The 17,024-nt window shown below is 73.3% G+C and carries 13 protein-coding genes; 8 read left to right on the forward strand and 5 right to left on the reverse strand.

From position 1 onward, the window contains the following. Positions 1-3: 3 nt before the first annotated feature. On the reverse strand, positions 4-939 hold the full coding sequence (locus tag ACWC9T_RS25745) for a class I SAM-dependent methyltransferase (protein WP_449823408.1): 936 nt from the start codon (positions 937-939) through the stop codon (positions 4-6). Between the two features lie 514 nt (positions 940-1,453). On the opposite strand from ACWC9T_RS25745, the gene ACWC9T_RS25750 reads away from it, so the two are divergent. From ACWC9T_RS25750 to ACWC9T_RS25770, 5 genes are all read left to right on the forward strand, one after another. Then, positions 1,454-3,007: an ATP-binding protein gene (locus ACWC9T_RS25750; protein ID WP_449823409.1), complete on the forward strand. Its 1,554-nt coding sequence runs from the start codon at positions 1,454-1,456 to the stop codon at positions 3,005-3,007. 17 nt (positions 3,008-3,024) lie between these two features. After that, on the forward strand, positions 3,025-3,411 hold the full coding sequence (locus tag ACWC9T_RS25755; protein ID WP_449823410.1) for a roadblock/LC7 domain-containing protein: 387 nt from the start codon (positions 3,025-3,027) through the stop codon (positions 3,409-3,411). Between the two features lie 63 nt (positions 3,412-3,474). Continuing rightward, a complete protein-coding gene (locus ACWC9T_RS25760; RefSeq protein ID WP_449823411.1) occupies positions 3,475-3,834 on the forward strand; it encodes a DUF742 domain-containing protein in 360 nt (119 codons plus the stop codon). Further along, positions 3,815-4,432: a GTP-binding protein gene (locus ACWC9T_RS25765; RefSeq protein WP_449823412.1), complete on the forward strand. Its 618-nt coding sequence runs from the start codon at positions 3,815-3,817 to the stop codon at positions 4,430-4,432. Before ACWC9T_RS25760 ends, ACWC9T_RS25765 begins: the two co-directional genes overlap by 20 nt. Positions 4,433-4,473: 41 nt before the next feature. Beyond that, on the forward strand, positions 4,474-5,934 hold the full coding sequence (locus ACWC9T_RS25770) for a cytochrome P450 (RefSeq protein ID WP_449823413.1): 1,461 nt from the start codon (positions 4,474-4,476) through the stop codon (positions 5,932-5,934). Positions 5,935-5,981: 47 nt separating this feature from the next. Here ACWC9T_RS25770 and ACWC9T_RS25775 read toward each other — a convergent pair whose 3' ends face one another. Both ACWC9T_RS25775 and ACWC9T_RS25780 read right to left on the reverse strand, forming a co-directional pair. Further along, positions 5,982-7,625: a purple acid phosphatase family protein gene (locus ACWC9T_RS25775; RefSeq protein WP_449823414.1), complete on the reverse strand. Its 1,644-nt coding sequence runs from the start codon at positions 7,623-7,625 to the stop codon at positions 5,982-5,984. A gap of 234 nt (positions 7,626-7,859) precedes the next feature. Continuing rightward, positions 7,860-8,501 (reverse strand): DUF4360 domain-containing protein, encoded by a 642-nt coding sequence (locus tag ACWC9T_RS25780; RefSeq protein ID WP_449823415.1) that lies wholly within the window; start codon positions 8,499-8,501, stop codon positions 7,860-7,862. Between the two features lie 257 nt (positions 8,502-8,758). Between ACWC9T_RS25780 and ACWC9T_RS25785 the strand changes: the two genes are divergently transcribed. Then, positions 8,759-9,940, forward strand: a complete 1,182-nt coding sequence (locus ACWC9T_RS25785) for a CapA family protein (RefSeq protein ID WP_449823416.1) — start codon at positions 8,759-8,761, stop codon at positions 9,938-9,940. A 64-nt stretch (positions 9,941-10,004) separates the two neighbouring features. Here the strand turns inward: ACWC9T_RS25785 and ACWC9T_RS25790 are convergent, their stop codons facing one another. Together ACWC9T_RS25790 and ACWC9T_RS25795 are read right to left on the reverse strand one after the other, a co-directional pair. Then, positions 10,005-10,853 (reverse strand): SAM-dependent methyltransferase, encoded by an 849-nt coding sequence (locus ACWC9T_RS25790; protein ID WP_449823417.1) that lies wholly within the window; start codon positions 10,851-10,853, stop codon positions 10,005-10,007. 59 nt (positions 10,854-10,912) lie between these two features. Then, the gene (locus ACWC9T_RS25795) at positions 10,913-12,271 is read right to left on the reverse strand and encodes an MFS transporter (protein ID WP_449823418.1); all 1,359 of its coding nucleotides are present in this window, start codon (positions 12,269-12,271) and stop codon (positions 10,913-10,915) included. Between the two features lie 146 nt (positions 12,272-12,417). Here ACWC9T_RS25795 and ACWC9T_RS25800 point away from each other — a divergent pair, with 146 nt between their 5' ends. Together ACWC9T_RS25800 and ACWC9T_RS25805 are read left to right on the forward strand one after the other, a co-directional pair. Then, positions 12,418-14,043: an alpha/beta hydrolase gene (locus tag ACWC9T_RS25800; protein ID WP_449823419.1), complete on the forward strand. Its 1,626-nt coding sequence runs from the start codon at positions 12,418-12,420 to the stop codon at positions 14,041-14,043. A gap of 93 nt (positions 14,044-14,136) precedes the next feature. Then, a complete protein-coding gene (locus tag ACWC9T_RS25805) occupies positions 14,137-16,716 on the forward strand; it encodes an SCO7613 C-terminal domain-containing membrane protein (protein ID WP_449823420.1) in 2,580 nt (859 codons plus the stop codon). Positions 16,717-17,024: the final 308 nt, after the last annotated feature.

A 17,024-nucleotide genomic window follows, 5' to 3' on the forward strand; every position in this document is an offset into this window, starting at 1 on the left:
GGCTCAGCCGAGGCGGACACGGGTGCACCTCGTCAGGTAGGGCATGGCGATCTCGTCCCGGCCGGCCAGGTCGGGGTGGGTGGCGAGCAGCTGCTCGACGTCGGCCAGCAGCCGTGCGCGCTCGGCCTCGGGCAGGGCGATGACGTAGCTGCGCGAGGCGACCATGTCGATGATCCCGGCCGGGGTGGTGGGGTGCTCCCAGCGGATCTCCAGCCGTTCGGGCGGGCCGAACGGGGCCGCGAGGAGCGGCGCGGTGTCGATCTGCTGCCGGGTGGAGCGGTGCATCAGCGCGCCGAGTTCGGCGGCCCAGGTCTGGGACTCGTCCCGGACGTTCCACACCAGGGCGAGGGTTCCGCCGGGGGCGAGCACCCGGGCGATCTCCGGTACCGCCGCCGCCTGGTCGAACCAGTGCCAGGCCTGGGCGACCACGACCGTGTCCACGCTGGCGTCCGGCAGCGGGATGCGCTCGGCCGAGCCGGCCCTCACGGCCGCCTTGGGCACGGCGGCGGCGAGTTGGGCGCGCATGCCCTCGTCGGGTTCGACCGCGACCACGTCCAGGCCGGCCTCGACCAGCAGCCGGGTCAACTTGCCCGTCCCGGCGCCGAGATCGAGCACCTTGCGGGCTTCGCGCGGCACCGCGGAGCCGATCAGCGCCTGCGGGTAGCCGGGGCGCCCGTGCCGGTAGGAGGCGGCGGCGACGCCGAAGGAGCGGGCCTGCAGTCGCCCGGCCCAGCGCCGGGTCGCGCCCTGGCGGGTCATGCCGCAGGCCCGGCCGATCTCCTCCCAGGTCGCCTCCCTGCCGCGCCGCAGCTCCTCGACCAGGCCGGTGCGCCGCTCCTCCAGCGCCGCGATCACCCCCGACAGCCGTCGCAGGCCGTCCAGTCCGCCCCCGTCGGCCACGTCATCCGCCACCCGCTGACCGAGATCGTCCGTGTTCATGGCCCCGCACTCTAGGGATCGGGCACGCGAACCGTCAACACCCATTGCCCACCAAGGCAACAGATATTGCTCCATGCTGAGAGCGGACCCTGAATCCCCCACACGGGAGACGGCGAGCGGATGGAGGCGACCCCTAGCACGAAGTCGCCACCACGCGCGGCGACTTGGGCTGGAAACCCTTCACATGAGCGAATCCCGGCCGGGTTGCCGGTGCGGGCGCGCCGAGGCGAGAAGCCTGGTGGCCGGGCGGTGGCCGACCCGGACCACGACAGGCGTGCGAGGTGTCTGACATGTCCGCCGAGTTGCCACAAGTCGGTTGACGGACAGTAATTTTGAGCTTACGTCAGACTTGTCCTGAACTTGGCTATGCTGCAGCACCACGCCTCCGGAGCCGGTCGTCGCCCGTCCCCGTTCTGTTCCGATCGTTTGAGGATGCCGAATGCTTCGAGCTGGATCGTCACCCACCAGACGGCGCCCCGCGCCTCTGCTCGGCTGGCTTCTGCCCACCGCCGTCATGGCTGCGGCGGTGGGGGTCGCCGCGGTGGTGGTGTCCGTCGGAGCCCGGGCCGAGGTGCTGTGGTGCGGGGCCACCGCCACCGTCCTGGTGGCCGTGGTGACCGCCGAGTCCGCCCGCCGGGGGCGGGCTCTCGCCGAACTGCGCGACGAACACGCCCGCCGGGTGGACGAGTTGCAGCGCAAGTTGGCCGGGCAGGAGGACGAGATCGAGCGGATGGCCGCGGGCGAGCTGCGCAAGCTGGTCGGCGGCGCCCGCTACGGCTCCTCGATCGACGTGCTGCTCGAGCCCTTCCAGCGGCCGAACGCGCTGCTCTCCCGGAAGTTCCGCGAGTCGCTGGAGAGGGTGGTGCGCGGCATCGCCCAGGCCGTCGACGACGAGGTCAGCCGCCGCGACTCCGCCGAGCGCGCCTTCGTCAACCTCGCCCGCCGGGTCCAGGCGATCATCCACCGTCAGGCCAAGGACCTGCGGGAGATGGAGGACCGGCACGGCAACGACCCGGCGGTCTTCGACGACCTGCTGCGCCTGGACCACGGCAACGCCCTGGTCGGCCGCCTCGCCGACTCCATCGCCGTGCTCTCCGGCGCCCGGCCCGGCCGCCAGTGGACCCGGCCGATCGCGCTCTACAGCGTGCTGCGCGGCGGCATGTCCCGGATCCTGGAGTACCAGCGGGTCGACCTGCACCCGGTCGCCCAGATCTCGGTGACCGGCCCGGCCGTCGAACCCCTGATCCACGCGGTGGCCGAGCTGCTGGACAACGCCACCCGCTACTCCCCGCCGCACACCCACGTCCATCTGAGCGCCTCCGAGGTGCAGAGCGGGATGGCGATCGAGGTCGAGGACGGCGGCCTCGGGCTCACCGACGAGGCCCGCGTCCGCGCCGAGCGCTCGATGCGCGAGGCCATGGTCTCCAAGGACTTCGACGACCTGACCGAGTCCCCCCGGCTGGGCTTCGCCATCCTCGGCCGGCTCTGCCAGGCGTACGGCTTCCAGGTGTCGCTGCGCCGCTCCGCGTACGGCGGCGTGCGCGCGGTGCTGGTCGTACCGCAGGAACTGCTCACCACCGCTCCCCCGACCGGGCGGGCGCACGGCATCGGCGCCTTCTCCGGCCCGCGCCCGCTCCCCCCGAACCCGCCCCGGCACGCAGCCCCCTCCCGGCCCTGGGGCGCCCGGACCGCCGCGCCCTCCGCCGGGGTCGGACCGTCGTACGGCTCGACCAACCCGTGGGGGTCCCCCACCCCGGGGACCGGAGACGACGAGGTGATCGTCACCGAGCGGACGGCCAACGGCCTGCCGCAGCGCCGGCGCCACCGGCCGACCGGCCGGGCCGCCTTCGTCCCGCCCCCGCGCGCCACGGCGCAGCCCAGCGGCCCCACCGCGGGACCGGCGGCGGGCCCGGCGGCGCCGGCGCCCCGTCCGGCCAAGAAGGAGCCCGGCCTGTGGCTGGAGGCCTTCATGGACGGCTACAAGGGCACCGGCCCGTCGGCGAGTTCGGGCGGACAGACCAGTGCCGGACAGACCAGTGAAGAGACGGCAGGGAAAGGCGAGCAGTGATTCCGCACCGCAGCAACATGGACTGGATCCTCAACGACCTCGCACACAGCGTCCCGTACGTGCGCCACGTCATCGTGCTGTCCGCCGACGGCCTGCGGATCGCCCAGTACGGCGCCGACCCGGACACCGCCGACCGCCTCGCCGCCGCCTGCGCCGGGCTGCAGAGCCTGGCCGCCGCGGTCGGGCACGAGTTCCCGCACGGCAACGGCTCGATGCGGCTGGTCGTCATCGAGGTCGACGGCGGCTACTTCTACCTGATGTCGGCCGGCGACCGCGCCTACCTCGCGGTGCTCGCCGACGAGGGTGTGGACGCCGGGCTGGTGAGCCACCAGATGCGCGACCTGGTGGACCGGATCGGCGAGCACCTGTCCACGCCCCCGCGCAACCCCGAGGCGGTCGCGTGAACCGGCCGGTGAGCTCGCACGGCGCCCCGGCGGGCACATGAACGAGCACAGTGAGGCAGTGACATGACGGCCGACCAGGGCGGCTGGGACGGACCCGAGCCCGATCGCCTGTACGTGATCACGCGGGGCCGCAGCGGCCCCTCCGGGCCGGGCGTCTTCGACCTGGTCACCCTGATCGTCTCCCGGACGGAGCCGACGCCCGCCATGCAGCCCGAGCACGCAGCCATCCTGCGGCTGTGCCGCTCCCCGCTCTCGGTGGCGGAGGTCTCCGCCTACCTCGAACTGCCCACGAGCGTGGTCATCGTCCTGCTGGCGGACCTGCTCGACGACGGGCACATCGAGGCCCGCGCCGCGATCCCGGCGGCGGAACTCCCCGACCGTGCCCTGTTGGAGGCGGTGATCCATGGACTTCAGCGGCTCTGACACGGTCGTCGGTCCGGCGGGTGCGGACCTGCTGCCCGACAGTGTCACCACGGCGGTCAAGGTGGTGATCGTCGGCGGCTTCGGTGTCGGCAAGACCACGCTGGTGGGCTCGGTCAGCGAGATCCGCCCGCTGACCACCGAGGAGACCATGACCCAGGCCGGGATCGGTGTGGACGACCCCACCGGGGTCGAACGCAAGACCTCGACCACGGTGGCCATGGACTTCGGCCGGATCAGCATCAGCGACAAGCTCGTGCTGTACGTCTTCGGCACCCCCGGCCAGGAACGGTTCTGGTTCCTCTGGAACGGCCTGTTCGAGGGGGCGCTCGGCGCCGTGGTGCTGGTCGACACCCGTCGGCTGGAGGTCAGCTTCGAAGTGATCGGGCGGCTGGAGGACCGCGGCGTGCCCTTCGTGGTGGCCGTCAACGGCTTCCCGGAGGCGCCGAGTTATGCGCTCGACGAGCTGCGCCAGGCGCTCGACCTGCCGGCCGAGGTGCCGATCGTCGCCTGCGACGCGCGCAGCCGCGAGTCCAGCCGGGACACCCTGATGGCGTTGATGCACTACCTGTACGAACTCGCCGCCCCACCCGTCCGCTGACTCCCCCCGACTCCCTTCCGTACCTCGTGACCGGAGAATCTGTGACCACCCCGTTCCCCGACGACGCCGCCCACGTCCCACCGCCCGGCTGCCCGGCCCACGGGCGGGACATCGAGCCGATCGGCCCCGGCGGCCTGCGGCGCCTGTACGGCCCGGAGGCCGAGACCGACCCGGCGGGCCTGTACGAGAAGCTGCGCGCCGAGTACGGCGAGGTGGCGCCGGTGCTGCTGCACGGCGACCACCGGGCCTGGCTGATCCTCGGTCACGGCGCCAACATCACCGCGATGCGCACCCCCTTGCTGTTCTCGCGCGACTCCCGGCTCTGGAGCGCCTTCCGCAAGGGCGAGGTCCCGGCGGACTCCCCGCTGCTGCCGGTGATCGCCTGGCAGCCGATCTGCGTGTTCGCGGACGGCGAGGAGCACCGGCGGCTGCGCGGCGCCGTGCTGGACGGCCTGAACGGCTTCGACCGGCGCGGCGTCCGCCGCCACGTCCGGCGCTTCACCACCGACCTGGTCCAGGCGGTCGGCACGACCGGCCGGGCCGAACTGATCTCCCAGTTCGCCGAGCGCCTGCCGATGCTGGTCATGACCAAGCTGCTCGGCATGCCGGACGAGTACGGGCCGCAGCTGGTGGACGCCGCCCGGGACCTGGTGAAGGGCACCGAGACGGCGGTCGCCAGCAACGAGTACGTGGTGGCCGGCCTGCGCCGGACCATCGCCCTCAAGCGCGACCAACCCGGCGACGACCTGACCAGCCACCTGCTGGCGCACCCGGCCGGGCTGACCGAGGACGAGGTGATGGAGCACCTCCGGGCCGTGCTGCTCGCCGCCAACGAGAGTACCGTCAACCTGATCGCCGACTCGTTGAAGATGGTGCTCACCGACCCGCGCTTCCGCGCCCACCTGTCCGGCGGCCAGATGACCCTGGGCGAGGCGCTGGACCAGGTGCTATGGGACTCCCCGCCGATGTCGCTGGTGGCCGGGCGCTGCGCCACGGCCGACACCGAGCTCGGCGGGCAGCAGATCAAGGCCGGGGACCTCCTGCTGCTCGGCCTCGCGGCGGGCAACGTCGACCCGGTGGTCCGGCCCGACCTGACCACCCCGCTGTACGGCAACCGCTCGCACCTGTCCTTCGGCGCCGGGCCGCACGAGTGCCCCGGACAGGACATCGGGCGGCACATCGCCGAGGCCGGCATCGACATCCTGCTCACCCTGCTGCCGGACCTCCGACTGGCCGTCTCCGAGGACGAGTTGACCTGGAGCTCGGCCTGGATCTCCCGCCATCTGACGGCGCTGCCGGTGGAGTTCACCCCGCGCGAGATCGAGCCGGACCCGGAGTCGGTGGCGGAGGCCGAGCTGGCGGCCGAGGAGCGGGCGGCGCGCGCGGCGGAGGCGCTCCAGGCCGCCCAGCGGGCGGCGGCCCCGTCGGCTCCGCCGGCGACGGCCGTTCCGGCGCAGCGGCGCAGCTGGTGGGACGTGCTGACCGGCCTCTTCCGGCGCTGAAACCGGCCGGGGCGGGCGGGGGTTGACCACCTCCGCCCGCCCCGGGCTCAGTCGTCGTCCCCGCCGTCGCCGTCGGTGCGGCGGCGGTGCAGGGTGAAGGTGTCCACCGGGGTAAGGTCCCCGTGCGGGCCGTCGAAGGTGTAGTAGGTGACCCGCATCGTGGTGGTGCCGCCGCGCCGGTCGCCGGGGTCGACCTCGAAGGCGGCGAAACCGTGGGTGTGGGTGCGGTCCTGGTAGGCGGCCCAGGGGGCGTCCTCGGTGAGCCAGACCGACTCCCGGTACGGGGCGCCCGGGGCCGGCTTGTCCTCCAGGCCGATCACCACCCGGCCCTGGGGGCGCTCGAACAGGTCGTCCTGGGTGGTGGCGGCGTTGCCACCGGCGCCAATGACCATGTGGACGGTGCCGCGGCCGGTGTCGGCGAGGTGCGGGTCGGTGCCGGTGGGCACCGGGGTGCGGGTGTCGTTGGGCAGGGTCCCGCGCACGGGGTGGGAGCGTTCGTAGTAGTGCTCGTGGCCGCTGACCACGAGGTCGACCCCGTAGGCGTCGAACAGCGGGCCCCAGGCCTCGCGTATGCCGAGGTCGCTGCCGGAACCGTGCTTGGAGCTGGAGATCATCGGGTGGTGCATGCAGACCACGATCCAGTCGATCGCCCGGTTGCTCCGCGCCGTGCGCAACTCCCGTTCCAGCCAGCGCTGCTGGGCGCCGCCCGAGTAGCCGCGCAGATAGGTCTCGCCGGAGTTCTGGATGGCCACGTCGTCGTTGGCGAGGCTGATGAAGCGCACCGAGCCGACCGTGAAGGCGTACCACATGCCGCGGGTCTGCTCGTCGCGGTCGGCGGTGGAGTCGGGCAGGTCGAAGTAGGTCTGGTAGCCGAGGGCGCCGATCGGACCGTTGCCGCTCTCGTTCTCGTGGTTCCCTGCGCAGGGCATCCACGGGCGCAGCCGGGTCGAGCGGCTGTTGTTGATGAACCAGTCGGCCCAGGTGGCGGTGCGGCTCTGGCCGTGGCGGCCACTGTAGGAGGCGTAGCAGAGGTCGCCGTTGACCAGGTTGAACAGCGGGCCGACGCGCTCGACGGCGGCGACGATGTCGGCTGCGTGCGGGGAGCCGATCTGGCTGCTCATGTACACCGGGTACTTGCCGAGCGGCGAGGGCATGCCGTCGGGGAAGACGACTTGGCGGCGGAGGTTGGGGGTGGCCTGGTCGCCGAAGCTGGTGAAGGTGAAGGGGACTCGGCCGCGCGGGGCGGTGGTGAAGCTTCCGGTCTCGGGGCTCGCGCCGTCGTGGCCCGCGGTGTACAGGTAGGTGGTCGCCGGGCGCAGACCGGTGAGGCGGGCGTGGTGGACGTACACCTCGTCCTTGCCGAGGGCGTCCCGGTAGGTGCGGGTCTCGGCCTCGACGACCCGGCCGTGGCCGCCGCCGGGCGAGCCGAGTCGGACCTGCGGGCGGCGGACGGACTGCGGGGTGATCCAGGAGACGGTCATCTCGGTGGCCGGGTCGGTGCCGAACTGCAGGTGCGTGCCGCTCACGCTGGGCGCCCCGATCCGGTGCGGGGTGGCCTGCAGCAGCGGACTCGCGGGTCCGTCGTCCGGTGCGTCGGCGGCCGCGGCCGACTGCGCGGCGGCTCCGCCCGCGACCAGGGCGGCGCCGGCCGCCGACGTGCCCTTGAGGATGGACCTGCGTGCGATTGTCATGCCGCTCCGTCTGCCGAGTGGGGGTTCGGGACCCGTAGCACTGTAGCGACATGGGCATGCAAAGGCTATCAATTTTCTGACGGGCACTCATGTCGCCACGTGCGCGGGCGGGTGGGACCGCGCCGCGCCACCGACGGACACGCCCCGGCCCCGGCGGCCGGGGCTCCGCCGGGGCCGGGGCGGGCCCAGTGGTCAGTGGTCAGGGGTCGAAGGCAGGAGGTCGGAGACCAGGCGTCAGGGGCACTGCTTCCAGGCGAGGTGGTAGACGGTGTTGATGCTGCCGTCCGTCGAGTCCATCGTCATGAAGCTGGTGGTGCGGGCCGGGTCCGAGGTGCCGGCGCCGACGCGCAGTTCGGTGTTGACGTTGAAGTTGCGCTCCTCTCCGCAGGGGGCGAAGACCAGGGCGGCGACGTCGACGGTGTCGGTGGCCTGCCAGTTGTCGTCGGTCGGGCCGTCGAAGCGGTGGCTCTGGTAGGCGGTCTCGGGCTGGCCCTGGAAGTAGTAGCTGGCCCGCTCGACGCCGGTGGCTCCCTTCTCCAGGTGGGCGAAGCCGCGGTAGTCGGCGGAGGCGATGGCGTAGGTGAAGCCCTGGGGGACGTGCACGCGCAGGTTGAGCTGACAGTTCTTGCGGAAGTCGGTCGGCCTGGAGCCCACTCCCACCTGGGCGAGGTAGCTGCTGTAGGTCACGGTGAAGGCGGTGTTGTCCGGCGACACGGCCACCGCCGCCGTGCCCGCCGGACACCCGGAGCCGTTGACCGTCGCGACGTCGATGACGATCCGGTCCGGCGGGGTCGGGAGCGAGTCGCCGCCGAAGGCCGAGGTGCCGACCAGCGAGGCGGTGACGGCGGTCGCGACGGCCAGTGTGCGGAGCAGCATGGACTTCCCCTTCGATCGTCCACGGAGCCGAGGGCGGCGCGGTGTCGGGCCGAGCGCAGCGCGCGCCATCCTCGTCGGACTTGACGTGGATATGTCAGCACATCGAGCGCGCCGTGTACAGGGGGTGACATATGGTCACCGAATCCGGGCTGGCGGCCCCCCGGGTGACCTGCGGGCGTGGAGGTGGCGGCCGGGCGGACGCGGGCCCGCATAGTCGGAGGGTTGGTCAGCCCTTCCGATCGTGAGACGAGCCGACGATGCCCCTGCCCCGCCGACGGACCGTCGCCACGGCCCTCGCCCTGCTGCTCGCCCTCCCGGGTTGCGGCGCTCCGCACGCACCTGAGCCGCCCGTACCCACCTCCGATGCCGCCACACCGACCCCGACCGGGCCGAAGGCGTTCACCCTGGTCGCCACCGGCGACGTACTGCCGCACACCGAGATCATCCAGCAGGCCAAGGAGGACGCCGGCGGCGCCGGCTACGACTTCACCGCCATGCTGGCCGGCGTCAAACCGCTGATCAGCGGTGCGGACCTGGCGATCTGCCACATGGAGACCGTCTACGGCGCCGACGGCGGCCCGTACACCGGGTACCCGACCTTCAAGTCCCCGCCGCAGGTCGCCAAGGCGCTCAGGGAGACCGGGTACAGGTCCTGCGACACCGCGTCCAACCACACCCTGGACGACGGCGCAGCCGGCATCCGCCGCACCCTCGACGCCATGGACTCCGTCGGCCTCGCCCACACCGGCTCCGCCCGCACCGCCGAGGACGCCGGTCGGCCCGCGCTGCTGCGGGTCGGCGGCGCGACGGTGGCCCAACTCGCCTACACCTACGGCACCAACGGCATCCCGCTGCCCAAGGACGAGCCCTGGGCCGTCAACCTGATCGACCGGGACCGGATCCTGGCCGACGCCCGCGCCGCCCGGGAGAACGGCGCGGACCTGGTGGTGGTCAGCGTCCACTGGGGCACCGAGTGGCAGGACACCCCGAACGAGCAGCAGCTCACCCTGGCCCGCGAGCTGTCCGCCGCCGGGCAAGGCCCGGGCCGGCCCGACATCGACCTGATCCTCGGCACCCACGCCCACATCCCGCAGGCCTACGAGAAGATCAACGACACCTGGACGGTCTACGGCCTCGGCGACCAGCTCGCCGGGCACATGTTCACCTACGACGGCGCCGAGGACCCGCGCGGCAACTGGAGCTCCGTCGCCCGCTTCACCGTCAGCCCGCCGGCCGGGCCCGGGCAGCGGTGGGCGGTGAGCCGGGCCGAGTTCGCCCCGCAGATCACCGATCTGGGCCCGCCCTACCGGGTGCTCGACCTGCGCGAGGCCGTCCGCCGCAACCCCGGCCGCGCCGACTGGGCCCGCGCGCTGGAGCACATCCGTACGGTGGTGCTCAGCCGCGGCGCCGGGTCGGCGGGGCTCACCATGGCGCCGTAGCCCGTCGCAGCGGCTCGGGCGTGCCTTGCGGATCTCCGGCGGGTCCGCGACGCCGGGGCACGCCCTACGGCTTGCGGGCCAGGCCGCCGTACACCGAGACCTCGGAGTCGGCCACGGTCGAGGGCTCGCCGAGCTCCGGGTGCCACCGGTTGATCAGGACCACGCCCGGGTCGTCCAGCTCCAGCCCCGTGAAGAATCGTTCCACCGCCGCACGCGAGCGTACATGGACCTCGATCCCGGCCTCCGCGTAGCGGCGGGAACCGACCGCGACCTGGTCGGGCGCATTGTCGGCGGTGCCGGCGCTCAGTGCCAGGAAGCTGCCGGAGGGCAGGGCGGTTAGGAGCTTGCGAACGGGCGGGTGCGCGGCCTCGTCGGAGAGGAAGTGCACGATGTTGATCAGCGTCAGCGCGACCGGCTCGGTCAGGTCCAGCGTGGCCGCCACCGCCGGGTCGGCCAGGAACTGATCCGGCTCGCGCAGGTCGCCCTCGACGTAGGCGGTTCGGCCCTCGGGCGTGCTGGTGAGCAGCGCGCGCGAGTGGGCCAGCACGATCGGGTCGTTGTCCACGTAGACCACCCGGCAGGACGGGTCGACCGACTGGGCTATCTCGTGCAGGTTGGGCGCGGTCGGGATGCCGGTGCCGACGTCCAGGAACTGCCGCACGCCGTGCTTCCCGGCCAGCCGGCGGACCATCCGGTGCATCACGGCGCGGGCCGCGGCGGCGCCGTCGCGGGCGCCGGGCAGGTCGGCGAGCAGCCGGTCGGCGACCTCGCGGTCCGCCGGGAAGTTGGTCTTGCCGCCGAGCAGGTAGTCGTAGACCCGGGCCGAGTGTGCCTGGTCGGTCCGCAGGTCCACCTGCCGCGGCTGGTCGAACTCAGCCTCCGTCAGCCAGCTGTCCGGTCCGTTGCTGTCCACTGTCGCCCTCCCCGTTCGGCGTTTGTCCGGCCCACTCAACCACACGACGTGATTGCCCGTCAGGCGGTTCCCGGTGTCCGCTGAACGTCGGCTTCCGCCTCCCTGACGGCGGAAGCGAACGAGCGCACCCGCATGGCCGTCAGGAGTGCGAACGCCGGTCCCATGGTGCAGACCGTGACGTAGAAGGGGATCACGCCGAGCCCGTTGTGGTGGCCCAACCACTCGGCGAGCAGCGGGAAGGTGCCGCCGAACGCGGCGATGGTGGCCGCGTTGACCACGCCGAGGCCGACCGCCCTGACCTCGGTCGGGAACAGCAGGCCGGTGAACACGTTGAGCGTCCCGAGCACGGTCGCCACCAGCATCCCCAGCAGCACCGCCACCAGCTGGAACGGCAGCCAGCCCCCGCGCAGCCCGGCCAGCAAGAACCCGACCAGCGGGATCGGCAGGCCGAAGCCGAGCCGGGCGACCGGCATCAGACCGAAGCGGTCGGCGGCCGCGCCGGTGAGCAGCATGGTGACCAGCACCACGCCGAGCACCACGGTCATGAAGGAGGCCGCCTGCTCCTTGTCGATCACGTGGTAGGCGGCGGCGTACTGCGGCAGGTAGACCAGCGCGAAGTAGTAACCGACCGTGCCGCCGAGGGTGTTGAGGAAGACGGTGAGCACTGCCCAGCGGTGCTCACGGAGCGTCCGCAGGAACGGCGGGCGGCCGCCCTGCTGCGCCTGCGCCCGCGCCCGGGCGCGGTGGAACTCGGCGCTCTCGGGTGCCATCCGCCGTACCCACACCGCGCCCAGTCCGAGCAGTGCGGCGGCCACGAAGCCCCAGCGCCAACCGCCGTGCTCCAGACCGGACTTGCCGATGGTGTGGATCAGCAGGGTGAGCACGCCGAAGGAGAGCAGCGAGCCGAGGATGATCCCGCCGTAGGAAACCGAGCTGAACGCGAAGCGGTGCCGCGGCGGGGCGGTCTCGGTCACGTAGGCGGCGACGCTGGGCGCCTCGCCGCCGAAGGCGAGCCCCTGCACCACCCGCGCGACGACCGCCAGCACCGCCGCCCAGGCTCCGATCGCCTGCTGCCCCGGCAGCGCGCCGATGCCCAGGCTCGCGACGGCGATCACCGCCATGCCGAGGCTGAGCGCGAACCGCCGCCCCCGGGTGTCGCTGAGCCGCCCGATCAGGTAGGAGCCGACCGGCCGGGCCACGAAGCCCACCGCGAAGGTGGCGTACGCGCCGAGCACCCCGCTGACCCCGCCCTTGCCGTGGCCGAAGAGGTCGGCGGCGAAGTAGGGTGCGAGCACGGCGTAGATGTTCCAGTCGAAGGACTCGACCACCGACCCCACCGTCGCCGCCGCCAACTCCCGCCGCCTTCCACCGGCTTGTGACTCGTCACGGGCGGGAGCGGTATCGATGCGATCTGTCATGGCGTCAGCATGGCACCGCTGGACGAGTGGCGGAATCGGGTGCGGCGGGCTCGTTCGGGCCGTCGCGGGGCGGGGGCTAGGCGCGGGCACGGGATACCCATGTGACTAGTGTGACTGGCTGGTGATATTTGTGTGCGGTGCATTCGATGATCATCCGGACCTCGCGGCGCGCCCTGCCCGTCGCCGTCTCCGCCGCCACCGCCGTCGCCCTACTGGCGGCCTGCACCAGCGGGACCTCCTCCACCTCCGCCGGCGCTTCGACGTCCGCTTCTGCCACCTCTGAGGCCACCGCGACTCCCACCGCCACACCGACCCCGACGGTCAAGCCCACCGGCGCCAACGACCCTGCGCTGAGGACCTTCTACGGCCAGCAGCTGGCCTGGGCGCCGTGCCAGGACAAGGGCGACCAGGCGGACGACGACCAGGCCGACACCTCGGCGCTGCAGTGCGCGACCCTCAAGGTCCCGCTCGACTACACCGCCCCGGGCACCGGCACCCTGGACGTCGCTGTCGTCCGCAACCCCGCGACCAAGCCGGACCAGCGCATCGGCTCGCTGGTCCTCAACCCGGGCGGCCCGGGCGGCTCCGGCGTCGCGATGGTCAAGGGTGGCCCAAAGCGCTTCGACGGCCCGCTGCACGACCGCTTCGACATCGTCGGCTTCGACCCACGCGGCGTCGCCGGCACCAGCCCGCTCAAGTGCCTCGACGACAAGACCCGGGACGGCTGGCTCAGCACCGACGAGCCCGGCCCCGACCACGGCAAGCAGCTCGCCGACGCCTGCCAGGCCAAGTACGCCCAGGTGCTGCCCTTCGTCAGCACCCGCAACACCGCCCGCGACATGGACGTCCTGCGCGCCGCCCTCGGCGACCAGAAGCTCAGCTACCTCGGCATGTCCTACGGCACCTACCTCGGCTCGCTCTACGCCGAGGAGTTCCCCGACCGGGCCGGCCGACTCGTCCTGGACGGTGCCACCTCGCCCTCCACCTCCCTGATCCAGCACAACATCGAGCAGCAGGCCGGCTTCGAGCGCTCGCTGAAGGCCTTCGCCGCCGACTGCGCCGCCAAGAACCCGTGCCCGCTCGGCAAGGACCCCGACCAGGCGGTACAGAAGCTCGCCGACTTCCTCGACGGACTCAAGGACAAGCCGCTCAAGACCACCAGGGGCCGCACCCTCACCTCCACCACGGCCTGGACCGGCGTGATCAGCCGCCTCTACGGCGGCGAGAAGGCCTGGAGCGGCCTGCGCAACGCCCTCGGCTGGGCCATGGTCCGCGGCCAGGCAGACGACCTGCTCGCCCTCGCCGACGGCTACAACGGCCGCGACAAGGACGGCCGTTACGAGCCCTCGGCGGACGCCTACACCGCCATCCACTGCGCCGACGGCGCCACCGACGTGCCGTCCGGCGACCAGCTGCGGACCGCCCTCACCGACCTCGCCGCCAACGCCCCGCTGGTCAGCAAGCACGACCCGATGGCCGCCCTGTTCGACCCGGACTGCCGCATCTGGCCGTTCCGCTCGACCGAGAAACCGCACGCCATCAAGTCCGCCGCGGCCACCCCGATCGTGGTCGTCGGCTCCACCGGCGACCCGGCCACGCCGTACGCCTGGTCCGAGAAGCTCACCGGCGAGCTCGGCAACGCCGTCCTGCTCACCCGCGAGGGCGAGGGGCACGTGGCGTACGACCGGAGCGCGTGCATCCGCGAGGCGGTGAACGCCTACCTGGTGGACGGCACCGTGCCGGCGGCCGGGACGCGCTGCAAGACGGACTGACCTCCGAACGCCGGGGCTGATCGGCGGGTGCGGAAGCGCAATTGAGTACGGCTACTCATGTGCGCCCCCGGCCCCGCCGCCAGACTCGCCACCATGACCAGCAAAATCCCGCCCTTTCCCGGGCTGCCGCCGCAGGGACCGCCCGGGTGCCCCGACTGCGGCGCGGTGCTCGATGCGCCCGTGCCCGCCCACTGCTTCCGCTGCCGACTGCCGCTGAGCGGCGAGGTCGCTGGTCGACTGTGGCAGGTGGAACGGGAGTTGGAGGCTATCGAGCAGCGGCGGCTCACGCTGCTGCGGATGCGGTCGGAGCTGCTCGACCAGCTGCGCGGCCAGCGGCTGGAGCCGAAGGCGACGCAGCCGCAGCCCGCGGTGGCGCCGGTGCGGGGTGCGGGGCAGCCCGCGTCGCAGGAGGTGTCCGGGCGGTCGGCGCAGACCGTGCTGCTGGTGCTGGGCGCGGTACTGGTGAGCATCGCCGCGCTGGTGTTCACCGTGGTGAGCTGGGGTCGGCTCGGGATCGGCGGGCGGGCCACCGTGCTGCTCTCGTTCACGGTCTGCGCGCTGGCCGCCCCACTGCCGCTGCGGCACCGTCGACTGCACGCCACCGCCGAGACCTTCGCGGCCATCGGTCTGATCCTGGTGCTGTTGGACTGCCTCAGCCTGCGGTACCTCTGGGTGGCCGGGTCCGACTTTGTCTCCTCCCCCGGCTACTGGGCCGCCGCCACCGCCCTGGTGGCCGTCGGCTCGGTCGCGTACGGGTGGGCGCTGCGGATGCGGGTCCCGTTGCTCGCCGGGTTCCTGCTCGCGCTGCTGCCCGGGCTCCTGATCGTCTCCGCTGCCGAACTGGACGGCCTCACCCCGCCCGCCACCGCGATGGTCGCCACCGCCGCACTGGACTACGCGCTGCTGCGGGCGCTCGCCGAACGCCCCGAATGGCGCGCCCGGCTGCGGGCCGACAAGCTGCTCCCGGCCGCCGCGGTGATCACCACCTGCTGGGCCGTCATCGGTGCCGCGCTCGCCCTGGACGCCTCGCTGGACGCCGGGCTCGACCTCGGCCTCACGGCCGACGACGACCGTGTCACGGCCTCCCTCCGGGCCTGGCTGCCACTCGGTCTCCTCAGCCTGCTCACCCTCGCCGTCGCCCTGCCGCACCCCCGGCTCGGCTACCCCGGGCTGAGCACCACCGCCCGCCGTTTCGCCGCCGCCCTGGCGGGCTCAGGCGCCCTGGCCGCCGCCGGTGGGACGCTCTCCGCCCGGCTGCCCGACGGCTGGGGCGCGGTCGGCTACGCGGCCCCGGCCGCGCTGCTCACCGTCGCGGCCACCGCCCGCTGGCGGCAGGGCCGGCGCGAGGGGCGGGTGATCCCGGTGGGGCTGCTGCTGGTCGCGGGCGGCCTCGGCTCGGCGCTCGCCCTGGTGTCGGCTGTGCGGCTGGTGCCCGCCGTGGTCACACCCGCCGGGCACCTGCCCGCAGCCTGGGTGAACGGCTCCGCGCCGACCTGGAGTTGGCCGGTCCCGGTGACCGCGCTGACGGTGCTGTGGCTGCTGCTCGCGGCGGCCGGGGCGGTCAGGGCTCTCGGTCTCGCCTCGGCCGGCGCCGACGCGGCGCTGTCGGCCTCGACCGCGGTCGGACTGGCCCTGCTGCCGGTGGCGTTCGGGCTGCCCTACCCGATGGCAGTGGGTACGGCCACTGCCCTGGCGCTGGTGGGCGGGTGGTACCTCTCCGCCCGGCCGGAGCTGACGGCCGGCGTGCTCACCTCCTGGAGCCTCGCCCTGCTCTGGGCGCTGGCCGACCGACCGGCCACCATCGCGGTCCTGGCGCTGGGCGCCGCGCTGGCCGTCGCACTGACCGTCCGCGGGCGTCCGGCCCCCGCCGTCACCGCCGCGCTCGCCGTCGCGGCGCTCGGCGCCGAGGCCGCCGCCGTCGCCGCCACGGCCGGCCTGGCGCTGCCCGACACCCTGCTCGCCGTCCTCGCGGTCGGCCTCGCCACCGCTCCGGTGGCGGCACGCCTCACCGCCCAGCCCGTCGCGCCGGCCGTCGAGTTCACGGGGTACGGCCTCACGGTCCTCGCCCTGCTGCTGACCACGGACCGCCCCGGTCGGCTCTCCTTCGACCTGGCGGTCACCGGCGTCGCCGCCCTCGGCCTCGCACTGCGGGCGGACCGTCGCCGGATCGCCCCGGTGGTCGGCGTCGCGATGCTGATCGGCGCCTCCTGGATCCGGCTGGCGCAGTGGGAGGTCCGCACCCCCGAGGCGTACACCCTCGTTCTCGCGGCCGCCGCCCTCGTCCTCGGCCACCTGTGGCGCCGCCGGTTCCCCGGAACCGGCTCCTGGCCCGCCCACGGCCCGGGCCTGGCCGTCGGGCTGCTGCCCAGTCTCCCGGCACTGGTCGCGGACGGGCACTGGCTGCGCCCGCTGCTGCTCGGCTGCGCGGCGCTCGCCGCCACCGTGCTGGGCGTGCGGCTGCGGCTGCAGAGCCCGGTCGTCCTCGGCGGCGCCACCCTGCTCACGGTCGCCGTCCACGAGCTCGCCCCTACCGTGGTCCAGGTGTTCGGCCTGCTCCCCCGCTGGGTCCCGCTGGCCGCCGCCGGTCTGCTGCTGCTCGCCCTCGGCGCGACCTACGAGCAGCGCCTGCGCGACGCCCGCCGCCTCCACGGCGCGCTGCGGCGGTACTCCTGACCGCAGGCCGACGCCCCCTGCCCCCTCCTCCGAGCGGGGCACGGGGTGTCGGCACACCGCTGGCGTGAAGCCGCCGACGCCCTTCCCGGACGTACTGTCAGCAGCCCTGGCTTTCCCCCGTGTGTCCTGTCAGTTCCAGCCCGTGTCGGGTGTTCGGCGACGGTGCCACCGGAAGTCCCCTCCTGCGTCTCCCGGTAGACCGCCCCCGTGCGGGTGTCCGGCTCGCACGCTTCCAACGCTGCGCATCCCCCAGCTCACCAGGTTGGTGTCGGCGAACCCCCGCTGCGGTGACGATCATAATCGCCAGA

The organism is Kitasatospora sp. NPDC001159 (genome assembly GCF_053598235.1).

Bases quoted from the DNA above. Each gene is read 5' to 3' on its own strand.
- ACWC9T_RS25795 (WP_449823418.1), bottom strand. From the start codon at position 12,271: ATGACAGATCGCATCGATACCGCTCCCGCCCGTGACGAGTCACAAGCC.
- ACWC9T_RS25760 (WP_449823411.1), top strand. From the start codon at position 3,475: ATGACGGCCGACCAGGGCGGCTGGGACGGACCCGAGCCCGATCGCCTG.
- ACWC9T_RS25745 (WP_449823408.1), bottom strand. From the start codon at position 939: ATGAACACGGACGATCTCGGTCAGCGGGTGGCGGATGACGTGGCCGAC.
- ACWC9T_RS25780 (WP_449823415.1), bottom strand. From the start codon at position 8,501: ATGCTGCTCCGCACACTGGCCGTCGCGACCGCCGTCACCGCCTCGCTG.
- ACWC9T_RS25765 (WP_449823412.1), top strand. From the start codon at position 3,815: ATGGACTTCAGCGGCTCTGACACGGTCGTCGGTCCGGCGGGTGCGGAC.
- ACWC9T_RS25755 (WP_449823410.1), top strand. From the start codon at position 3,025: ATGGACTGGATCCTCAACGACCTCGCACACAGCGTCCCGTACGTGCGC.
- ACWC9T_RS25750 (WP_449823409.1), top strand. From the start codon at position 1,454: ATGGCTGCGGCGGTGGGGGTCGCCGCGGTGGTGGTGTCCGTCGGAGCC.
- ACWC9T_RS25775 (WP_449823414.1), bottom strand. From the start codon at position 7,625: ATGACAATCGCACGCAGGTCCATCCTCAAGGGCACGTCGGCGGCCGGC.
- ACWC9T_RS25805 (WP_449823420.1), top strand. From the start codon at position 14,137: ATGACCAGCAAAATCCCGCCCTTTCCCGGGCTGCCGCCGCAGGGACCG.
- ACWC9T_RS25800 (WP_449823419.1), top strand. From the start codon at position 12,418: ATGATCATCCGGACCTCGCGGCGCGCCCTGCCCGTCGCCGTCTCCGCC.
- ACWC9T_RS25785 (WP_449823416.1), top strand. From the start codon at position 8,759: ATGCCCCTGCCCCGCCGACGGACCGTCGCCACGGCCCTCGCCCTGCTG.